Raw genomic sequence first — 19,488 nt, 5'->3', positions numbered from 1 at the left:
CACCCGCGCCAAGTCACCCGTGCTCCGGTTGGGCAATCAGCTGTGCGACATTGGCTTGCAGCCTATCCGTGGTGTAGTTTTGCAGGAGTTTTTCAGCGCCTTTCTGGCCCATATCTGCGGCCAGAGCGGGATCTTCGAACAGGCGTTGCATGGCCCGGGCAAGGGCGGGGCTGTCTTGGGGGTCGATGGCAAATCCATCCACGCCATCGGTCACAACCTCGGGTGCGGCGCCGTGGATGGAACAGATCACCGGCAGCAGATGGCTCCAGGCCTCCAGATAGACAATGCCGAACCCTTCCTTGGACGAGGGCAGGACAAATAGGGTTGCGTCGCGGTAAAGCCTTTGCAGCTCTGTGTCGCTTACCCGGCCCGCAAATGTGATGCGATCTGCCACGCCCAATGTCTGCGCAAGGGTCTGAAGGTCAGGTTTCAAAGGCCCGTCACCGACAAGGACCAGCCTGGTGTGGTCCAGATATGAGGGCAGCTCGGCCATGGCGCGGATGATCTGATCCAGATGTTTGCTCCGATCATGCGGATCCATGCGGCTCACCGCCAGCGCGAAGGGTGGGGTTGCAGGGATGTGCTGTGCATCCACCTTGGCATCCACCGTGTTGGGAAAGATCGTGAACTGCCGGTCGTCCAGACCAAATTCCCGCATCATCACGGATTTCGTATAGGCGCTTACACAGGCAATCCGGTCGGGGCAGCGCAACAGCCTCGGTTCATACCAGCGCGCCGGGCGAATGGCCGGATCGTTCCAGACCTCAACCCCATGGGCCATCAGGATCAGGGTGATCCGGGGCCGCAAGGTTTTCACCATCCCCCCGATCCAGAGCAGATTCAGGTGCCCGATCATAAGCACATCTGCGGAGAGCGCCCGTGTGAAGGAGCGAAAGAGATAACCCAGCCTCCCATTGCCAAAAGCGGTGGAAACCTCGCGGAGGTCATCGGGAATATCCGCCGGCAGGTCCCGGATGAAATGCGCCTCCAGCCGGTCTTTTCCCACCGCGCTGAGCAGAGCGCGCAGCAGGCGCTGATTGAACCGCTGAATGCCGCCAACACGCCCAAAACTCTGCAGCCCAAGAAAGACGACCCTGGGCGGCGCAAGTGGGGACGGCGTTTTATCCCCGGACATGATGGCCCCCTTTCGGTGGTAAAATGGCGCACAGGGGTGGGGGCAATTCAACGCCGCCGGGGGTAACGCCTGAATTTTCCGGATCCGGGATCATTGTGCGCTCTTACCCCTCCAGACTGACCGGAAGATCCAGCCCGTGCTCTTTCAGCAAAGCGGTGCGCCGCGCGGCTTTCAGATCCTCCTCGACCATCTCGGCACACATTTCCTGTGCGGTGATTTTCGGCTCCCATCCCAGTTTTGCTTTTGCCTTGCTCGGGTCGCCCAAAAGGGTCTCGACTTCTGCAGGGCGGAAATAGCGCGGGTCGATGCGCAGGATCACATCCCCCACCCTGAGGGCCGGGGCCTTGTTGCTGGTAATGGCGGCCACGGTGGCAATCTCATCCATCCCCGTGCCCGAGAATGCCAGTTCCAGCCCAAGTTCGCGGGCGCTCCAGCGGATGAAGTCACGCACCGAATGCTGCACGCCGGTGGCAATCACGAAATCCTCGGCCATCTCCTGTTGCAGCATCATCCACTGCATCCGCACAAAATCCCTGCTGTGCCCCCAGTCGCGCAGCGCGTCGATATTGCCCATGTAAAGGCAGGGCTCCAGCCCCATAGCGATATTCGACAATCCGCGGGTGATCTTGCGCGTGACGAAGGTTTCGCCGCGCCGCGGGCTTTCGTGGTTGAAGAGGATGCCGTTACAGGCATAGACCCCATAGCTTTCGCGGTAATTCACCGTGATCCAGTAGGCATACATCTTGGCCACCGCGTAGGGCGAGCGCGGGTGGAACGGTGTGGTCTCGCGCTGTGGCGTTTCCTGCACCAGCCCATAAAGCTCGGAGGTGGAGGCCTGGTAAAAGCGGGTCTTTTGCTCCATGCCCAGAAAACGGATCGCTTCAAGCAGGCGCAGGGTGCCCATCGCATCCACATCCGCCGTGTATTCGGGGGCCTCGAATGAGACGGCCACATGAGATTGCGCCCCGAGATTGTAAACTTCGTCCGGTTCAATATCGCGCAGCAACCGGGTCAGGTTCGACGTGTCTGTCAGATCCCCGTAATGCAGTTTCAGACGCGCCCTGTCGCTGTGTGGGTCTTCGTAAATGTGGTCAATGCGCTGGGTGTTGAAGGACGACGCGCGGCGCTTGATCCCATGCACTTCATATCCTTTTTCCAAAAGGAATTCAGCAAGATAGGATCCGTCCTGACCGGTGATCCCGGTGATGAGTGCCTTTTTCATGTCAATTCGTCTCGGGGGTGTTGGGGTGGTCGGCCGGGTGTTGGGAAGAGTGCGAGTGAGTTTGGATCAGATCCTGCAGGGCGTTTTCCAGCCCATCCAGAATGGCCTGCATGTTCCAGCGATCCAGCGCGTGTTGGCGGGCGGTTTTGCCCATCTGCGCCCGAAGGTCAGGCCGCTCCAGCAGGGTTTCGATCGCCTCTGCAAAGGCCGGCGCATCCCCCGGCGGGGTGACTTCGCCTGCCCCTTTGATCTCTTGCGCCAGGGCGCTGTCTGGCTGTGCGGTGGCCAGAACGGGACGTCCCGAGGCCAGCATGTTGGTCAGTTTTGACGGCAGCACCAGCTCTTCCACCGCTTCGATCTGGGGCAGCAGGTGCAGGTCGGCCATTCCCAGCGCATCGCTGAGCTGCTCAAGCGGTTGCAGCGGCAGAAAGCGGATATTGTCCAGATCGGCCGCGCGTTGCTGCAGCTCTTTCAGAAAAGCCCCTTCGCCGCAGATCACAAAGAGCAGATCCCGGCGATTTTGCAGCAGGCGTGCGGCGTCGGGAATGATCTCCAACCCCTGTTTCGCGGCAATGTTGCCTGAATAATACGCAACAAACCGGTGCTTGATCCCCAGCGCCTCCCGCATCGGGGATGGCCCGTCGAGCACCGATACGCGGGCAATATTGGCCCAGTTGCGCAGCTCATATGTTTTTGCCGCCGACACGCCCTTTTCACGCAGCTTGTGAAGCATCGGCTGAGAGATTGTGCTGATCCGGTCAAACCGGCGCAGGACCCAGCGTTCAAACCTCATGGCCAGCTGCCCAAGGTGGCTGTTGGGGGAAAAGACGTTGGTGGCAAAGGCGGCTTCCACCTCGAAATCCTGAATATGCAGCCAAAGTTTGGCTCCGGTCAGCCGGGCCACTGCCCAGCCGGTGACGGCTGAGACCAGCGATGGGGCCACGACAAACATGACATCGGGCCGATCCCTGAACGCAGACCATCCCACGCGAGGTGCCGAGGAGAGTGCGAAACTGAGATAATGCAGGATACGGGCCAGGCCGGAAGGGCGGGCCGGCACGTAGAGAGGGCAGTGGGTGATGCGCAGACCGTCACGGGGCGTTTTGGTGTGATAAGACCAGCGCGGCCAACCGGCGCGACGTTTCCATTGCGGATAATAGGGATGTGCGGTGGTCACCGCCACCTGATGCCCGCGCGAAACAAGGTTTTCCGCCAGCCCGGTTGTGTAGACCGCTGTGCCGATGGTCTCAGGATCGTAATTGAGGCCCAGGATATGAATTTTCATGCGCAGCTGACCTTTCCAGGCGCACAGCCCCGGCAGGCTGCCTTCAGGGGATCAGGGTCCGAAGAAGAGAAGAGCAAAGCAGGCTCGCTTTCTTTTTAGGCGAAAACGGAAAAAACTAATACCGGACTGGTAGAGAGGCTAAACCAGCGCTGGTCTGATGACAATGGGGCGCTGGGCTGGAAAATGGGGGCGATCTGTCAACCGGACGTTATGAAAACTGTGGAAATACATTCTCTTGCAGAGTATTTTCCGTGATCTGCCCTTTGTGCGCATTCTCTTGTGGTGTTTCTTTCCGAGATGTCCTGTAAGACTGGATGCAATCTGTGGGAGAGTTGGCATGAGCAGGCGGATCTATGTGGCGGGTCATCGCGGGATGGTTGGAGGGGCGATCCTGCGGGCTCTGGACGCCCGCCGGACGGCAGGAGAGGACATCACGCTGATCACGCGCTGCTCGGCCGAGCTTGACCTGACCAATCAGGCGGATGTGGAACGCTTCATGCACGATGCGCGCCCGGACGAGGTGATCCTCGCGGCTGCAAAAGTTGGCGGCATTTTGGCCAACAAAACCTATCCGGCGCAGTTCATTTATGAAAACCTGATGATTGAATGCAACGTGATCCACGCAGCCTATCGGGCCGGGGTGGAAAGGCTGTTGCAGCTGGGATCATCCTGTATCTACCCTCGTATGGCCGAACAGCCAATGCGGGAAGAGGCGTTGCTGACCGGGGTTCTGGAACCGACCAATGAACCTTATGCCATTGCAAAAATTGCCGGGATCAAGCTGTGTGAAAGCTATAATCGGCAATATGGCGTGGATTATCGCTCGGTCATGCCGACCAACCTTTATGGACCCGGTGACAATTTTCACCCGGAAAACGCCCATGTGCTTCCGGCGCTGATCCGCCGTTTTCACGAGGCGGTGGTGCGCGGGGAGGATCAGGTCACCATCTGGGGCTCCGGTCACCCCAGACGTGAGTTCTTGCATGTGGATGACATGGCGTCCGCGTCTCTTTTCGTGATGGATCTGGCGACAGAGGCCTATCAGCGTGAAACCGGTCCGATGCTGAGCCACATCAATCTTGGCACCGGCAAGGATGTGACAATCCGGGCGCTGGCAGAAATGGTGGCCGAGGTGACAGGGTTCAAAGGCGCGTTGGTCTTTGATGCCAGCAAACCTGATGGAACGCCGCGAAAGCTGATGGATGTCAGCCGCTTGTCGCGGTTGGGCTGGCAGGCGTCCATCCCGTTGAATGACGGGATCATGTCCACCTATCAATGGTTTCTGGCGCAGACCCCCGCAGGGCTGCGATCAAAATAACCGGGGCCTTGGAGCGTTTCCACATTTGGCGGAGTTCAAATTCCCTGCCTCTCGCTGCGCTCGAACGGGATTTTGAACACGCGCCTGTTTCAACGTTTTGTGGAAGCGCTTTAACGGCACCGGGCCACGCCCAGACGGATCAGCTCGCGCCCTTTCAGACGGGAAATGCCGAAACTCTGGTGGCGGGCCTTGTGGATATACCAGGTTTTGACCGAGGCCGGGTAATGTGACGCAATCAGGTTGGACCATTCGTCAAACTCGGCTGCGCTCAGCCGGGCGCCAAACCGGAACGGGCCATGAAAGCCAAAGGTCGTTTCGGGTGAGACGCAGACATTGTCGGCGCCAAGAAACATGGTGCAGCTCGACATGCAGATGCTGCCGCGAATTTCCACGCTTTGGCCCAGCCGGTTGATGCGCTGGATTTCATAATAGCGCTGGCGCACACTGCCGCCCCGATCATTGCGGATTACGATCGTGGCCCCCGGTTCAGGCGAGCGGGGGGCGAGCGCCCACGCAGCCTTGATGGGAAAAATTGCGGCCAGCAGGATCAGAGATGCAAACAGAAGGTTCGGCAGGCATCCGGCAAACCGCCTGGGCGCACATGCGCTGGGCATGTGCCGTGAAAAAGTTCCAAACATTGTATCACCCCACGTGATTGATGAGGTGTCCTCACCTCACACACCAACCCTCATCGGTGTGGCAAGGAGTAGAGCAGGGAAACGCTAAGAAAGAATTGATCGACCGGGCAGGGAGAGAGGTGGATCGGAGGAAAGACCTTTGCATCCTACTGAAAATATTATGACTTCATAAACCACGTGACAGGGGGCTTGCCCCGCACAGCGGTCAGTTGTTCACGGCATTTGCCCCGATGCTGATCAGACTGGGAGAGATCTGGTCGATGGTGCGGCTCCAGCGTGTCACCGGTTGTTCTGCCACAAAAATCACGTCATTCGGGCGCAGTTCAAAGCGGGCGGCCAGCGCCAGATTTGCGGCGTTGCGAAGGTCAAGCTGCCAGGCGGTCAGGGCGTTGAACTCCATCGGGTCATGTGATCCCCGCAACACGTAAACATGGCGTGGATCAGCGGTTTTGATGGACAGGCCGTTTGCGCCTTTGAAAATCGCATCCGCCAGGCTGGCCTGACGACCGAGGGGCAAATCCATGCGGCCTTGCGATTTCACCTCGCCGGTAAGATACACATAATCGCGGTCAACCGCGTCCAGACGGACCTGATCCAGGTAGGTGCGACGCTGTTCATCCAGTTCGTTGCGGCGCAGGGCAATCTCGGTGGTCAGGTTGCTAAGGGCGGCGCCGCGGCTGGCCTGTCGAAACTCAGCCAGCTGAATTTGCTGCCGGAAATAGGCTTCGGCCTGATCAAGATCGTATCTGTCATCTACAAACAGGCTGTCACCGGCCAGAAGTGGAAGCTCCCCCAGCCGCGCATCTGAAAAGAGCTGTTTGAGCGGGATCTGGTAGATGGTTCCGTCCCGATACAGTCGAACCGAACTGTATTCAGGCGTTCGTGTCGTGGCCCCCCCGACCTGCGCCAGAGCTTCTTTCAGCCGCAGTGGGGACAGGGTGATCGGCAGCACGCCGGGTTTGGCCACGGCGCCGCCAAGGGATACTTTCTTTGAATTGAACTCGGCGATTTCCAGGCTGAAAGTCGGGTCGATCTGGGCTTTGACAAGACGTTGAAACAAGAGGGCCTCAGCGTCCTGCAAGGTGAGGCCCGCAATCTCGACCCGGCCGATATCGGCAATGGCGATGCTGCCATCATCCTGAACCGTATAGCCCTGCCGACTGTTCTGGGCGGCCAGAAGGCCGGTCAGCTGCTCCACCGATGTGCCGGTGGGGGTGGCCAGCAGAACCACATCCCCGACACCAATTCGGTAGGGGGCGGGTTTGCGGGCAGGGGGCAGGCGTGTTTCCAGTGCGTCGGGCCGGGTTGGGGCCGCATGGATCGGGGCAGGGGCCGGGCCGCCGCCGTATAAAGAACCGGCAGCCCCCGCACTGGAATGAAAGGCTGCGGGCAGCTCGCGGGGTGTATAGGGGGACCGGTTGGCCAGAAGAACATTCTGCGCCGTGATCGGCAGGACGCGTACTTTATTGCCATCTGCCGCGCCTTCAACCACGCGTGAACTGTGATAGGCCGCACCGCAAGAGGAGAGCAATCCAATCGCCAGCAGAATAGACAAGTGTTTCCGCATCTCTCTTCCTTTCACACGCAGCTTGGGAGAAGTGGTAATACAAGTCAAAGGGCAATATCCATGATTGATTTCAACTTGTGGGATGCGGGCGTCGCTGGGGCTGATGGAAGGGACATAGCAGACGGTCAGCAAGGCGCCGATCAGCCTGTGGTGACAGGCGGATGGGTCCGATCATGGCGTGAGGGATCAGTTGTTGACCGTTGAGGTGGTCGAGGTTGTGGCCCCTCCCCCTCCTGCGGCCAGTGCAACCGCCCCGACCGCACCCAAGGCCGGTGCAATCCCGAAGAAAACGTTCTGAACATCCCCGGCAGGGGGCAGGTTCACCACCTCATCCGCAGGCCCCTTATGGGCGGGAGGCGTGCAATCAGGGGCGTCAGCCGGGCAGGGAACCCCGTCCGGTGCGGGGGCTTGCTGGGCTGTGGTCAGGCTGGCGGAGAGCGCCAGTGAGAGGGTCAGGAGGAAAGAAGCAATACGCATGGTGACCTGCTGTCTCTGATCAAAGGAAACCCGATCGGGCGCCCTGAGCTGCATGAATGGGTTACATTGCGCCGCGAAGCAACCTTGCGGCAAAGCACCTAAAAAACACGACTTGGCCCACTATAACGTGATGCAATCCAGAATTGCAATAATTCACATCTCACAACCCCTGATCGCTTCGCCTTCTGTCACGTTTCATGGTCAAAGGGGGGGTTAGTTGGTGTAATAGCTGTTGCCATAGGCCCCGTAGCGCCCCTGGCCATATCGCTTCATCTTCTTTCCGTCGATCTGGTTCAGCACCAGCCCCCCTACCGGTTGACCGACGGATGAGAGCATCCGAAGGGCATCCTTGATCTGCTCTTTCGGGGTCTGATCCCACCGCACCGTGAACAGGATCAGATCGACAGAGGGGGCGATCACTCTTGCGTCCGGCACCACGAGGACCGGGGGGGTATCGATAATGATATGGTCGTATGTGCTGCGTGCCAGCTCAAGGAAATCGCGGAACTTCTGCGAAGACAACACATCTGCCGCATTCACTTCACCCGGTTCGCCCATCAGGATATCGGCCTGAAGGGCAGGGTCGCTGATGATCGCCTCGTCCAGCGTGGTTGCCCCCGAAAGAACGCTGAGCAGACCCACCGGTGCCACGCGATCCAGATAGTCGCTGAACACGAGGCGGCGCATGTCGCCCTCCACCAAAAGCACCTTTTTCCCCATGCCCACAAGGTTCTGTGCCAGGGCGAAAGAGATGGTGGTTTTCCCCTCGTCGGGAAGGGATGAGGTGGACAGGATAACCTGTGGCGGCGCGTCAAGGTTGGATAACAGGACAGAGGTGCGCAGGTTGCGAATGGCTTCCGCCGCGGCTGAACTGGGGCGGTTTTTCAGATAGGTCACGGCCTCCCGGCGGGATTTTGTCGGCAAAAGCGGGATTTGCCCCATCACGGACAGGCCGGTTTCAAGCTCCAGCTCAGATGCGGTGCGAAAGCTGTTCTGGGTCGCATTTCGGATCACCGCGCCGCCTGCGCCAAGCAACAGGCCGAGCACGGCAGACATGACCAATATCAGGGATTTCTTCGGCTCTGACGGAAGACTTGGAACCACCGCGTTTGACAGGATCCGACTGTCCGCCTGCTGGATCCCCTCCTGTGCCGAATTTTCTTTCAGCCGGCTCAGGAAATACTCATAAAGCAGCCGGTTTGCCTCCGCTTCGCGGGTCAGGTGCTGCAGCTCGATCAGGTCGTCGGATTGGGTTGCGATGCGCTGCTCCAGCTCGGTGATGCCTTTGCCCAGTGCCTCGGCCTGGGCCTGGATCCGCTGGGATTGAAGCGTTGCGCGCGACAAAATGAGGTCAAACCGCTGATCAAATCCGTCGCTTGCGCCCTCGGTCTGGAAAAGGCGGGTCAGGCGGGCATCCCCGGCCTGCTCGGATTTCTCCTGCGCGGGGGCCGTGATCAAAGAGCGTAGAAGATTGGTCCGCCCGCTTGCCTCATCCTTTTCGCCCTGAAGGGTTTCGGCGCGGTTTCGCATGTCCTTCAGTTGGCGATCCAGCGCCAGAACGGTTTCCCGGCTGACCACATCGGTGCGCGCGGTAAACGCGGCCACTCTGGCTTCGGCATCTTCCAGCTGGATTTTCAAATCCGCCACGCGCTCGCTCAGCCAATTGGAGGCCTCTTTCGTGGCGTCGAACTTCACATCCATCTGATAGAGGATGTATTGCCTGGCGATCTGATCTGCCAATGCGGCGGATTTGGCACCACTTTCCGTCTCGACCGTGATTTGCAGCACGTCGGTCTTGGGCAGGTTATGGGCCCGCAGGGCCGCAAGCAGTGCATTGATGGCGCGCCGTTCAGCGGCGGCCGGGCTGTTGTCGACGGGGGCGCTGCCAAACAGCCAGCCCCTCACGCGGGCCGTCAGGCCGGGTGATTGCAGGGCATCGTTGAACTCCGGGTCCTGCGTCAGGTTCTCCGCAAAGACCACCCGTTGCAGCAGGCGGCGACTTTTCAGCACTTCCACCTCGGTGTTGATCTCTTGCGTGCTGGACCCGAGGCTGGGCAGAGAGACCCCCAGATCCACCAGTTGTCGCCCGGATGTGTCAAGCAACAGGACGCTGGTGGCGCGGTATTTCGGTGTTGCGATCTGGTAGGCATAGGTGGCGCCCAGCGCGACACATAAAACGGTCACCGCAGCGATCAGCCGTTTCTGTCGCCACAGGGATCGGAACATCTCACCCAGATCAGCAAACTCCTCTGCCCCGCGGGTAGGGGTGGCACCTGTGATATGGACTGTCTTGTTCATCCCGCATCCCGACTGCATGATCATGTGTCCGGCGTCGCAAGGCGGGCCAAGCCTGTAAGGTTCGAGGCCCGTCAGCCTTGCCCGGTGCAGCCAGATACTGCTTCTTCTCTAAACGACCTTGCGATGTTTCGAAAGAAAGTTTTGCAACCGAGGGATGTTCTTCCCTGTCTTGGGGGCATGCTTGCGCTCCGGCAGTCGGGCAACTTGCCTGCCAGTCTTGCGGTTCTTTGGTCGCTTTGGCGACACGCATGGAATCGCTTGTTCTGCACCTTCTGACGTGATCAGGTGGGACTAACTGGAATTTTATGTCATTTTGTGCAGCTTCGCTCGATCAACACCTCACTGAGGAAAACATCAAAATTAAGAGCGAGAAACGCGGAGCCATTGTCGCTCGCTGGTATCAGTCACATATCGAAGGCCGTGAAGTGACGGATGGCGACGTGCACACATGGATCGAGTTGGTAAGGGAGTAATCTGGTGGGCAAGGCAAGCAAACGCTGGAACATGTTGCGACATTCGGTCTTGGAGCGTACCCGTCGTGAGGTGATTGAACCCTTTGATCCGTTTTACCTGATCTTCCTAGGAACCAGCGTGTTCTACCTGATTGGTTTCGGCCAACGATCGTTGGCACAGCAGACCGCCGAATACTCAGTCATGGCCGCCATCATGATTTTCGCAATCGCCACGGCAGGCTTGGCACTTCCATTTTTGACAGGTGCGGTGCTGGCCTTACGCGCGGCCGATCAAAAACTGGAACGCCTTCAACGCGGGGGATCGGATGGCCTTCGGTATTTTCATCCATCGCAGTGACTCGATCTACGACGACATTCCGTCGGAACGGTATCAGTTTCCCAAGCAATACCTCTCGCGTGCCCAGCAGTGCGAAGGGGATTGGATCGTCTACCTGGAGCCAAGCAAGGTCAAAGAGACCAAAGGCTATTTTGCTGTCGCCAAGGTCCAGGAAATCATTCCAGACCCAAGGAAGCCAGACATGTTCTTGGCAGTGATCGAGCCGGGAACGTATCTTGATTTCGGCGACCCTGTTTCATTCCGGGACGAGAATTCAATCGTCGAAAAAGGGTTGTTGAATGATCAAGGCAAGATATCCGGGCGCGCGCAAGCCGCAGTAAGAACCCTTTCCGCGGAAGACTTTGCCCGAATAGTCGAACGTGGCCTTGGACGGGATGAGGACATCCTACCACGTGTGGGTGGCGCGATGCAGATGCCAGGGTTTCAGGACGCACAAACACCTTTCCAACCCATGCCTGCTCGGGAACGCGTCAACCAACTGACCAACCGCGCGGTTCGGGACCGTAATTTCAGAAAGAACGTCCTGCGCGCCTACGGTGAACGGTGCGCCATCACTGGCTTGCGCCTGATCAACGGTGGTGGCCGCGCAGAAGTGGAAGCTGCTCATATCAGACCGGTCGAGCATGACGGCCCCGACATCGTGAGTAACGGGCTCGCCCTGTCCGGAACGGCGCATTGGATGTTTGATCGCGGCCTCGTTGGGTTGGCAGACGACCTGACTATTCTGGTCTCCCGTCAGAGCAACGACATCGAAGCTGTGACATCGATGATCAACTCGTCCGGCAAAATCTTGGTGCCCGATCGCCTCGCCAACCGTCCAAGGACTGAGTTTGTAACCTGGCACAGAGAGAATTGTTTCAAGCAGTAAATACTCAGTGCGGACCTTGGTGCATAACGCAGCTAGCGGCCGGAAAGAGCCCAACCCGTGAATTCTCCCCCTACGTTGCGCGTCCTTGCAGAATGAAAATAGCAGCACTCGCATCGTTGTCAGAGCCGCCGCGCGGCGCAAAACTGCCGTTCCTTCGGAATGCAGCGAGGTTGTTGGCAGCGATCTACCGGTTGCGTGATGATAAAGCGATTGCTTGTGTAGATGTTGCTATCGCAGCATACTTTCGCAGCAGCAATGTTCCGTATTTTGGGATGCCACGCTTGGCTCCCAACCCGACATCCATGGTCACGACGATTCCCAATAACCAAACTACTTTTTCGCGACGCCCTGGATCAATAACTGGATCGCCGTCGGTCGATCCGTCCTGCCCGGTCTTCAGCGCTTCATACGGCTATAGCTCATCGAAATATGGGCCCGCTGTATCAGCGCGGCGGCCTGAAGGTCACCCAATTCAATCGCGGCGGTCACTTCGTCGACTTCGCGCGCAAACACGCGAATTTCTTCGTTCAGGTCGATGATCGAGGCGAAGAAGGATTTCAGCCAGATCCGGGTGGTTTGAATATAGAGCCGCTCGGAAATCTCGCGCAGTGGCGCGTTATCGGTCAGTTGCAGCCGCGCAAGGAAGAACTCCATGTTGAGCTGCGCAAAGACGCGCGGCTCGGGAGTTTGCACAAGCACTTTGGCGCGATGTGACAGGTCGGAAAGACGGGCCGACAGCGCGGCATCCGGTTGCTTCGGCGACAGCTTCCCCACCAGTTCCGCCAGCTCCATGCGCAATTGATAGGTCTGGGCCAGCTCCTCGATATTCACATCGGTCACGAAGGTCCCGACACCATGAACGGAATGCACCAGCCCCTCATCCTCGAGCCGCGCCAGAACGCGTCTTAGCGGGGTGCGGGATACACCGAACTCTTCCGCCAATTCCGTTTCCGAAAGCCGTGTGCCGGGGGCGTAGTCCAGCATACAGATGCGATTGCGAAGCTCGAGATGCAGGATTTCGAACCGATCGCGTGCTTTGACGTCACTGTTTTCGAACAAGGCAGAGGTCACGGTGATGATCCTTCGATTGCTGAACGCGCGATGCCATGACGTACCCCAGCACGCCCTAGCCGGCAAAGGGAAAGAACAGCACGATACGCCCGCGCCCCGGCCATATCAGACCAGTTTTGCCGAAAGGCGGGTGAGCATATCCAAACATTGCTCCATCTGATCGGCCGAGACATATTCATCCGGTTTGTGCGCCTGATCAATGGATCCGGGGCCGCAGACGACAACCGACATGCCGAGCCCCTGAAAAATGCCAGCTTCGGTCCCGAAGGGCACCACGTCGGCCCCATTGGCCCCGGTCAGCTCCATCACCAGATTCCGCGCCTCATTCTCTGCCATGGGCTCAAGCCCATCGACCTCGCCGATCACTTCGGTCTCGATCCCGGCGTCGGGATGCACGGCCTGCATCGCGGGGATAAGCGTATGGGCGCAAAACTGGTGCAGCTCGCCCTTCACGAAGTCGGCGTCCGACTGCTGAACCGGGCGCATCTCCCATTCCACCCGGGCTTTGCCGGGGATCACGTTATGGGCGACGCCGCCCACCAGCGCACCGGTGTTGATGGTGGTCCAGGGCGGTTCGAACCGGCTGCTTTCCGGCACGCGGACCTGCAGATCCGCCTTCAGTTCTAATAGCTTCGAGACATAGCGCACCGCATATTCCACCGCATTCACACCGCGATCGGGGCCAGACCCATGCCCTTCCAGCCCGGTGAAGTGGGTGGTGTATTCATAGCAGCCCTTGTGCCCCTCGATGATCCGCATCGAGGTAGGTTCGCCTATGATCGCAACTGCGGGTTTGATACCCCTTTCACGCAAAGTGTCCGCCAGTGCCCGTGCCCCGAAACAACCGACTTCCTCGTCATAGGTGAAGGCAAAATGTACCGGGCGTTGCAGATCCAGCGTCGCATAACGTGGAGCCATGGCAACAGCTGCGGCAATGAAACCCTTCATGTCGCAGGCCCCGCGCCCGAACCATTTGCCGTCGCGTGTGTCCATCACGAACGGATCCGAGGACCAGTCCTGATCTGTCACCGGCACAACGTCGGAATGGCCAGACAACACGATGCCCCCATCGCGTTTCGGGCCCAGCGTGGCGAACAGATTGGCCTTGGTCCCGGTTTCGTCATGCCAGATGTCGACCTCGGCCCCACAGTTCGACAAACGCTCAGCCAGATGCAAGATCATGTCCAGATTGCTGTCCGAGGACACCGTTGGGAAGCTGATCAGCTCTTCCAAAAGGGTCTTTGTGTCTGCAAGCGCGCTCACGGTCAGTCCTTCACGAAGAGTTTTCGGTCCATATTGCACAGGGCCTCGGCCGGTCCGTTTTCGGTGATCAGGATGGTTTCTGTCGTCTCCAGCCCCCAGCTGTCCATCCAGAGGGCTGGCATGAAGTGGAACACCATGCCGGGTTCCAGTACGGTTTCATCCTCGGTCCGGATCGAGGCGGTGCGCTCGCCCCAGTCCGGCGGATAGCTCAGCCCGATGGGATAGCCCATGCGCCCTTCCCGTTTGATGCCATGTTTTGCCAGAACATCCATGAATGCATTGGCGATGTCGCAGGTCCGATTGCCAGCGCGGGCAGCGTCCAACCCGGCGGTGATCCCTTCGATCTGGGCCCGTTCGGCCGCCAGCATTTCTTGCGGAGGGGTGCCAAGATAGACCGTCCGGCACAGCGGCGCGTGATAGCGCCGGTAACAGCCCGACAGCTCAAAGAATGTCGCTTCACCCTCACGCATGGGGGCGCCATTCCATGTCAGGTGGGCGGCAGTTGCGTCCAGCCCCGAGGGCGTTAGCGGCACGATGGCCGGATAGTCGCCCCAATCGTCATCGACACCCGTAATCCCGGCGTGGAAGATGTCAGCCACCAGATCGTTCTTGCGCACACCGGGTGCCGCGCGGTCGATGGCCGTCTGGACGACCTTTTCAGAAATGCGCGCGGCTTTGCGGATGAACCCGATCTCTTCGTCGGACTTGATCAACCGCTGCCAATTCACCAAGGCAGTTGCATCCTGCAGGCTGGCATTTGGCAGTTCTTCGACCAGCACCGCGTGGGCTTTGGCCGAGTAGTAGTAGTTCTCCATCTCGACACCGATCCGGGCGTTTTCCAGCCCAAGCGCGCGGATATGTCCTGCCAGATCCTGCATCGGGTGACGCACGGTGGATTGCACATAGTTGTCCGCGTACCCGTGGATATTGTCGTCAGACATCCAGCACGTCCGCCGACCACCAAGGGCATCCATATAGCGGCCCCACCAGATGGGTTCGCCCTCAAGGCCCAAAAGGACGCCCTGATGAACATAGAAGGACCAGCCATCATAGCCGGTCAACCACGCCTGATTTGACGGGTCGGTAACAAACAGCAGGTCCAGCCCTGCTTTTTCCATCGCCTTGCGGGTCTTGGCTATTCGCCGATCATATTCGGCCTGACTGAACGGAGCATGTTCGATGGGCATGGCAACCTCATGACTAAAACTGGATAGTTGTGCACAACTTGAACCAATCCACCGATTGGTCAGTGCCTTCCCACTCAAGCTAACTGCGAGCAATAGGGGGATAATTGCTCAAAAACGGCACTCGGATGTCGTTTTTCCCGATTGACCAAAACAAACGCGCTGTGGTGTTGTGCACAAATGGCGGCAATCACAGCGTCTCGCATTTGGCCGGACTGCCGCCTGTCCGCCCGACAGATATGAAAAGTGACAACCTCGGATGACCGGAATGCCCCTTGAGCTGCACCACATACTCGATGCGCGACATCGTATTCGCGGTGTGGCAGACAATACGCCCTTGATCCCGTCCCCGTTCATGTCGACGGTGGCGGACCATGACTTTCTGATGAAGATGGAAACCATGCAGCCCGTAGGAGCGTTCAAGCTACGCGGCGCGATGTCGGCAGTGATGGCTTTGCCTGAAGGTGTGCAGGGCGTAACCTGTTGCTCGACGGGCAATCATGGGCGCGGTGTGAGTTTCGCGGCGAACCGGCGCGGGATGAAGGCTGTGATCTGCATGTCAGAACTTGTGCCACAGGCCAAGGTCGACGGGATCAAGGCGCTTGGCGCGGATGTGCGCATCATCGGCACCACGCAGGACGAGGCGATGCAGGAAAGCAAGCGCCTGTGTGCGGATGAGGGGCTGGTCGAGATCTCGCCCTTCGACGATCTTCACGTCATCAGCGGCCAGGGCACGATTGGGGTCGAAATGCTTGAAGCGCGGCCAGATCTGGATATGCTTCTCGTGCCGCTCTCGGGTGGCGGTTTGGCAGCCGGCATTGCCACAGCCGCCAAAGCGATCAAACCCAGCATCAAGGTGATCGGCATCACCATGGATCGCGGCGCGGCCATGCACGCGTCGATCCGTGCGGGCGAACCGGTCGAGGTGCCGGAATTTGCCTCGCTTGCGGACAGTCTTGGCGGGGGAATTGGGTTGCAAAACCAGCTATCTTATCCCATCTGCCGTGATCTTCTGGATGACACCATTCTGGTGACCGAAAGTGAGATCCTGCATGCCATGCAGGTGATGTTTTACGAGGATCGTATCGTGGCCGAGGGCGCCTCGGTTGTTGGTCAGGCCGCGATGCTGGCAGGAAAATTGCCCAAGCCAGATGGCCCCGTCGGCACGGTGGTTACCGGACGCAATCTGGACATGCAGACATTTGCGAAGCTTATGACCGGTCAGGATGTGATGATCGGGGATTTGGAAGTGAAAGGCAAAACCTATGGCGCATGACATTCAAATCGTCACCGAGTCCGAGCTGAAAGAGGCCGTCAAGCTCGACCTGACTGCCATTGACGTGGTAGAGCAAGCCTTTGTCGCCCTGGCCTCGGGCAAGGTGGTGATGCCGCCGATCCTGTCGATGGACCTGCACGAAGCCAATGGCGAGGTGGACGTAAAAACCGCCTATATTCCCGGCTTTGACGGATTTGCAATCAAGGTCAGCCCCGGCTTCTTTGACAATCCGAAACTGGGCTTACCCAGCCTAAATGGGCTGATGATCCTTTTCTCGGCTAAAACCGGATTGGTCGAAAGCCTGTTTCTGGACAATGGATACCTGACCGATGTGCGCACTGCCGCAGCGGGCGCCGTGGCCGCACGTCATCTGGCGCCAAAGACGGTCGAAACTGCCGGTGTGATCGGCACCGGCGTTCAGGCCCGCCTGCAAGTGATCGCCGCCCATCTGGTGCGCCCGTTCAAACGGGTGTTGGTGCACGGCCGCGACCCAGAAAAAGCCGCCGCCTGCGCCGCCGATCTGGCCGCGACGCTGGGGATCAAGGCCGAGGTGGTGATCGATCCGGCAGAGCTGGTGGCTTGGTCGCAACTGGTCGTCACCACCACCCCCGCGCGCGCACCGGTGCTGCGGGCCGAGTGGCTGCATCCGGGGCTGCATATCACGGCCATGGGCTCGGACCAGACCGGTAAGAACGAAATTGATCCCGCCGCTCTCGTCGCCGCGGATGCGTATATCTGCGACAGCGTCAGCCAGTGCGAAGTGTCCGGGGAACTGGAAGCGGCCAACGCTACCGGGCTTTGGAACAAAGGCACGCCAGCCGAATTGGGCGAAGTGATCACCGGGGCAAAACCCGGCCGCATATCACCTGACGCGATCACGATCTGCGACCTGACCGGCACCGGTGCCCAGGACACCGCCATTGCTACCCATGTCCGCAAGCATTTCGGCAGCGCCGGAACTGTCATTCAGGCCTGATCGGATGGTGTTGGACAAGCGCGATATCCAGATACTGTCCGTACTCACACAGGAGGGTCGGATCACCAAGGCGGCGCTGGCCGACAGGATCGGCCTGTCCCCCACACCTTGTTGGGAGCGCCTGAAAAAACTGGAAAAAGCGGGCCTGATCGAAGGCTACGGCGCCCGCATCAACCTGAAGAAACTCGCGCCGCATGTGACGGTGTTCGTGGCAGCGGAGATCGCCGATCACACCGCCGCCAGCTTCCGCGCCTTTGAGGCCGCGATGCAGCGCTATGACGAGGTCGTGGCCTGCTGGGCGCTGGGCGGCGGGTTCGACTATCTGCTGCAAATCGTGACCCGCGACATCGATGCCTATCAGCGCCTGATCGACGAGATGCTGGACGCCCGTATCGGTCTGTCCCGCTATTTCACCTATATCGTGACCAAACCCGTCAAGGGCGCGGGCGCGCCGCCCTTTGATATTCTGCTGGGTCAGGGATGATCCCGCGCCAAAGTGCCTGAACAGCAGCTGTTTCTTCTGCACCACCCCTGAACTTCAGTCACTTTCACTGCCCGTGTCAGGCACATTCCTCTGTAAGGCATGAGGAGGACAGCCATGACAGAGACCGCGCTCTCAGCCCAGACCGGGATTGCTGATAAGGCTCTGGTGCGCTCTTTTTCCTACATAGGCGGCAAATGGCGCGCCGCCACCAATGGCGAGACCATCCCGGTTTTCGATCCGGCGGACGGCGCGGAGCTTGGCCATGTGGCCAGCCTTTCGGCAGATGAATCCTCTGCCGCGGTTGATGCGGCTCAGGCCGCCTTCCCGGCATGGGCTGCGCTTTTGCCGCAACAGCGCGCCGCCATCTTGCGCCGCTGGTTCGAACTGCAGCTGAAACACAAGGAAGATCTGGCGCGCATCATGGTGCTGGAACAGGGCAAGCCCATCACGGAGGCGCGCGGTGAGATCGATTACGGCGCCGCCTTTGTCGAGTTCTATTCAGAAGAGGCCAAGCGCCCCAATATCGAAGGTGTCACCAGCCATCTGCCGGACGCCGAGGTTGAGCTGTGGCGCGAACCCGTGGGGGTGGCCGCGCTGATCACACCGTGGAACTTTCCCTCGGCCATGCTGACGCGCAAGGCAGCGGCTGCATTGGCGGCGGGGTGTACCGTGGTGGCTCATCCGTCGGGTGAAACACCCTTTAGCGCGCTGGCATTGGCCGAACTGGCGGAGCGTGCGGGCATTCCGGCGGGCGTGTTCAATGTCGTCACCGGCGTCGCTCCGACGGTGGTGGAGCCCTGGACCCGCGACACCCGCGTGCGCGCTTTGTCATTCACTGGTTCGACCAATGTGGGCAAGCTGCTCTACCGGCAATCCGCGGACACGGTGAAGCGGCTGGTGATGGAACTGGGCGGCCATGCGCCAGTCATCGTCTTTAAGGGCGCAAATCTGGATGTGGCCGTAGCCGAGACTATCAAGGCAAAATTCGCCACTTCCGGTCAGGACTGCCTGGGGGCCAACCGCATCTTCGTGGAACGTGCTATCTATGATGCGTTCTGCGCCAAATTCATCGACGCCACCAAGGCCCTGACCCTAGGCATCGGCATGGATGACCCGGATATCGGTCCGCTCATGAATGAAAAGGCCGTAGAGAAACAGGAAGAGCACGTGGCTGATGCGTTGAGGAAAGGGGCTAAGCTGGCTTGCGGCGGCAAACGGCATTCTTTGGGCCCGCTGTTTTTTGAACCAACCGTGCTGACCGATGTGCCCGCAGATGCGCGGATCATGCACGAGGAAACCTTCGGCCCGGTCGCGCCTATCACCCCCTTTGACTCCGAGGATGAGGTGGTCGCCCGCGCCAATGACAGCGAATACGGACTGGTCGCTTATCTGCACAGCCATGATCCGCGCCGTATCTATCGACTTTCCCGTGCTCTGCAATATGGCATGGTCGCGGTGAACCGCACGAAGGTCACTGGCGCGCCGATCCCGTTCGGCGGCACGAAACAATCCGGGCTGGGTCGCGAAGGAGCGCGACTGGGCATGGAAGAATTCACTGAAATCAAATATGTCTGCCGTGACTGGGCGTGATCCCAAAGGGCTGAGAAAGGAAAAAC

General features: G+C 59.3%; 17 protein-coding genes. 7 read left to right on the top strand and 10 right to left on the bottom strand.

Annotated features, from left to right (window positions below; genetic code table 11):
- Positions 1-13 precede the first annotated feature (13 nt).
- The 3 genes from K3J57_RS13590 to K3J57_RS13580 form a co-directional block, all read right to left on the bottom strand.
- On the bottom strand, positions 14-1,135 hold the full coding sequence (locus K3J57_RS13590) for a glycosyltransferase family 4 protein (RefSeq protein WP_259796329.1): 1,122 nt from the start codon (positions 1,133-1,135) through the stop codon (positions 14-16).
- A gap of 103 nt (positions 1,136-1,238) precedes the next feature.
- On the bottom strand, positions 1,239-2,357 hold the full coding sequence (gmd, locus tag K3J57_RS13585; protein ID WP_259796327.1) for a GDP-mannose 4,6-dehydratase: 1,119 nt from the start codon (positions 2,355-2,357) through the stop codon (positions 1,239-1,241).
- Position 2,358: 1 nt separating this feature from the next.
- Entirely contained in the window at positions 2,359-3,642 is a 1,284-nt protein-coding gene (locus tag K3J57_RS13580) for a WcaI family glycosyltransferase (protein ID WP_259796324.1), read from the bottom strand.
- Positions 3,643-3,979: 337 nt separating this feature from the next.
- Here K3J57_RS13580 and fcl point away from each other — a divergent pair, with 337 nt between their 5' ends.
- Complete coding sequence (fcl, locus tag K3J57_RS13575) at positions 3,980-4,960, top strand: GDP-L-fucose synthase (protein ID WP_259796321.1); 981 nt, start codon at positions 3,980-3,982, stop codon at positions 4,958-4,960.
- Between the two features lie 110 nt (positions 4,961-5,070).
- Here fcl and K3J57_RS13570 read toward each other — a convergent pair whose 3' ends face one another.
- The 4 genes from K3J57_RS13570 to K3J57_RS13555 form a co-directional block, all read right to left on the bottom strand.
- Positions 5,071-5,574, bottom strand: coding sequence for a hypothetical protein (locus tag K3J57_RS13570; protein ID WP_259796320.1), 504 nt, complete (start codon positions 5,572-5,574; stop codon positions 5,071-5,073).
- Positions 5,575-5,803: 229 nt separating this feature from the next.
- On the bottom strand, positions 5,804-7,165 hold the full coding sequence (locus K3J57_RS13565; RefSeq protein WP_259785264.1) for a polysaccharide biosynthesis/export family protein: 1,362 nt from the start codon (positions 7,163-7,165) through the stop codon (positions 5,804-5,806).
- A gap of 186 nt (positions 7,166-7,351) precedes the next feature.
- On the bottom strand, positions 7,352-7,642 hold the full coding sequence (locus K3J57_RS13560) for a hypothetical protein (protein WP_259792414.1): 291 nt from the start codon (positions 7,640-7,642) through the stop codon (positions 7,352-7,354).
- A gap of 213 nt (positions 7,643-7,855) precedes the next feature.
- On the bottom strand, positions 7,856-9,940 hold the full coding sequence (locus tag K3J57_RS13555) for a GumC family protein (protein ID WP_259796318.1): 2,085 nt from the start codon (positions 9,938-9,940) through the stop codon (positions 7,856-7,858).
- 477 nt (positions 9,941-10,417) lie between these two features.
- On the opposite strand from K3J57_RS13555, the gene K3J57_RS13550 reads away from it, so the two are divergent.
- Entirely contained in the window at positions 10,418-10,750 is a 333-nt protein-coding gene (locus K3J57_RS13550; RefSeq protein ID WP_259796316.1) for a hypothetical protein, read from the top strand.
- Complete coding sequence (locus K3J57_RS13545; RefSeq protein ID WP_259796315.1) at positions 10,719-11,618, top strand: HNH endonuclease; 900 nt, start codon at positions 10,719-10,721, stop codon at positions 11,616-11,618. The genes K3J57_RS13550 and K3J57_RS13545 overlap by 32 nt, the downstream gene beginning before the upstream one ends.
- Positions 11,619-12,014: 396 nt before the next feature.
- On the opposite strand, the gene K3J57_RS13540 is transcribed toward K3J57_RS13545, so the two are convergent.
- From K3J57_RS13540 to K3J57_RS13530, 3 genes are all read right to left on the bottom strand, one after another.
- Entirely contained in the window at positions 12,015-12,689 is a 675-nt protein-coding gene (locus tag K3J57_RS13540) for a GntR family transcriptional regulator (protein ID WP_259785252.1), read from the bottom strand.
- Positions 12,690-12,794: 105 nt separating this feature from the next.
- Entirely contained in the window at positions 12,795-13,952 is a 1,158-nt protein-coding gene (gene argE, locus K3J57_RS13535) for an acetylornithine deacetylase (protein WP_259796314.1), read from the bottom strand.
- Positions 13,953-13,954: 2 nt separating this feature from the next.
- Positions 13,955-15,139 carry a M24 family metallopeptidase gene (locus K3J57_RS13530; RefSeq protein ID WP_259792404.1) on the bottom strand — a complete coding sequence of 395 codons (1,185 nt, stop codon included), beginning with the start codon at positions 15,137-15,139 and terminating at the stop codon, positions 13,955-13,957.
- A gap of 256 nt (positions 15,140-15,395) precedes the next feature.
- Here K3J57_RS13530 and eutB point away from each other — a divergent pair, with 256 nt between their 5' ends.
- The 4 genes from eutB (at position 15,396) to K3J57_RS13510 (ending at position 19,462) form a co-directional block, all read left to right on the top strand.
- Positions 15,396-16,412, top strand: coding sequence for a hydroxyectoine utilization dehydratase EutB (gene eutB / locus K3J57_RS13525; protein ID WP_259796312.1), 1,017 nt, complete (start codon positions 15,396-15,398; stop codon positions 16,410-16,412).
- Positions 16,402-17,388, top strand: a complete 987-nt coding sequence (locus K3J57_RS13520; RefSeq protein WP_259796310.1) for a cyclodeaminase — start codon at positions 16,402-16,404, stop codon at positions 17,386-17,388. Before eutB ends, K3J57_RS13520 begins: the two co-directional genes overlap by 11 nt.
- A gap of 4 nt (positions 17,389-17,392) precedes the next feature.
- Complete coding sequence (locus K3J57_RS13515; protein ID WP_259794951.1) at positions 17,393-17,872, top strand: Lrp/AsnC family transcriptional regulator; 480 nt, start codon at positions 17,393-17,395, stop codon at positions 17,870-17,872.
- A gap of 114 nt (positions 17,873-17,986) precedes the next feature.
- The gene (locus K3J57_RS13510) at positions 17,987-19,462 is read left to right on the top strand and encodes an NAD-dependent succinate-semialdehyde dehydrogenase (protein ID WP_259796309.1); all 1,476 of its coding nucleotides are present in this window, start codon (positions 17,987-17,989) and stop codon (positions 19,460-19,462) included.
- Positions 19,463-19,488: the final 26 nt, after the last annotated feature.

The sequence above is a fragment of the Aliiroseovarius crassostreae genome (genome assembly GCF_025137635.1).
GTDB classification, from domain to species: Bacteria; Pseudomonadota; Alphaproteobacteria; order Rhodobacterales; family Rhodobacteraceae; genus Aliiroseovarius; species Aliiroseovarius crassostreae.
Note: the sequence above shows the minus strand (reverse complement) of the source record. Positions and strands in the feature narration are given on the sequence as shown.

Bases quoted from the DNA above. Each gene is read 5' to 3' on its own strand.
- K3J57_RS13590 (WP_259796329.1), bottom strand. From the start codon at position 1,135: ATGTCCGGGGATAAAACGCCGTCCCCACTTGCGCCGCCCAGGGTCGTC.
- gmd (WP_259796327.1), bottom strand. From the start codon at position 2,357: ATGAAAAAGGCACTCATCACCGGGATCACCGGTCAGGACGGATCCTAT.
- K3J57_RS13580 (WP_259796324.1), bottom strand. From the start codon at position 3,642: ATGAAAATTCATATCCTGGGCCTCAATTACGATCCTGAGACCATCGGC.
- fcl (WP_259796321.1), top strand. From the start codon at position 3,980: ATGAGCAGGCGGATCTATGTGGCGGGTCATCGCGGGATGGTTGGAGGG.
- K3J57_RS13570 (WP_259796320.1), bottom strand. From the start codon at position 5,574: ATGCCCAGCGCATGTGCGCCCAGGCGGTTTGCCGGATGCCTGCCGAAC.
- K3J57_RS13565 (WP_259785264.1), bottom strand. From the start codon at position 7,165: ATGCGGAAACACTTGTCTATTCTGCTGGCGATTGGATTGCTCTCCTCT.
- K3J57_RS13560 (WP_259792414.1), bottom strand. From the start codon at position 7,642: ATGCGTATTGCTTCTTTCCTCCTGACCCTCTCACTGGCGCTCTCCGCC.
- K3J57_RS13555 (WP_259796318.1), bottom strand. From the start codon at position 9,940: ATGAACAAGACAGTCCATATCACAGGTGCCACCCCTACCCGCGGGGCA.
- K3J57_RS13545 (WP_259796315.1), top strand. From the start codon at position 10,719: ATGGCCTTCGGTATTTTCATCCATCGCAGTGACTCGATCTACGACGAC.
- K3J57_RS13530 (WP_259792404.1), bottom strand. From the start codon at position 15,139: ATGCCCATCGAACATGCTCCGTTCAGTCAGGCCGAATATGATCGGCGA.
- eutB (WP_259796312.1), top strand. From the start codon at position 15,396: ATGACCGGAATGCCCCTTGAGCTGCACCACATACTCGATGCGCGACAT.
- K3J57_RS13520 (WP_259796310.1), top strand. From the start codon at position 16,402: ATGGCGCATGACATTCAAATCGTCACCGAGTCCGAGCTGAAAGAGGCC.
- K3J57_RS13515 (WP_259794951.1), top strand. From the start codon at position 17,393: ATGGTGTTGGACAAGCGCGATATCCAGATACTGTCCGTACTCACACAG.
- K3J57_RS13510 (WP_259796309.1), top strand. From the start codon at position 17,987: ATGACAGAGACCGCGCTCTCAGCCCAGACCGGGATTGCTGATAAGGCT.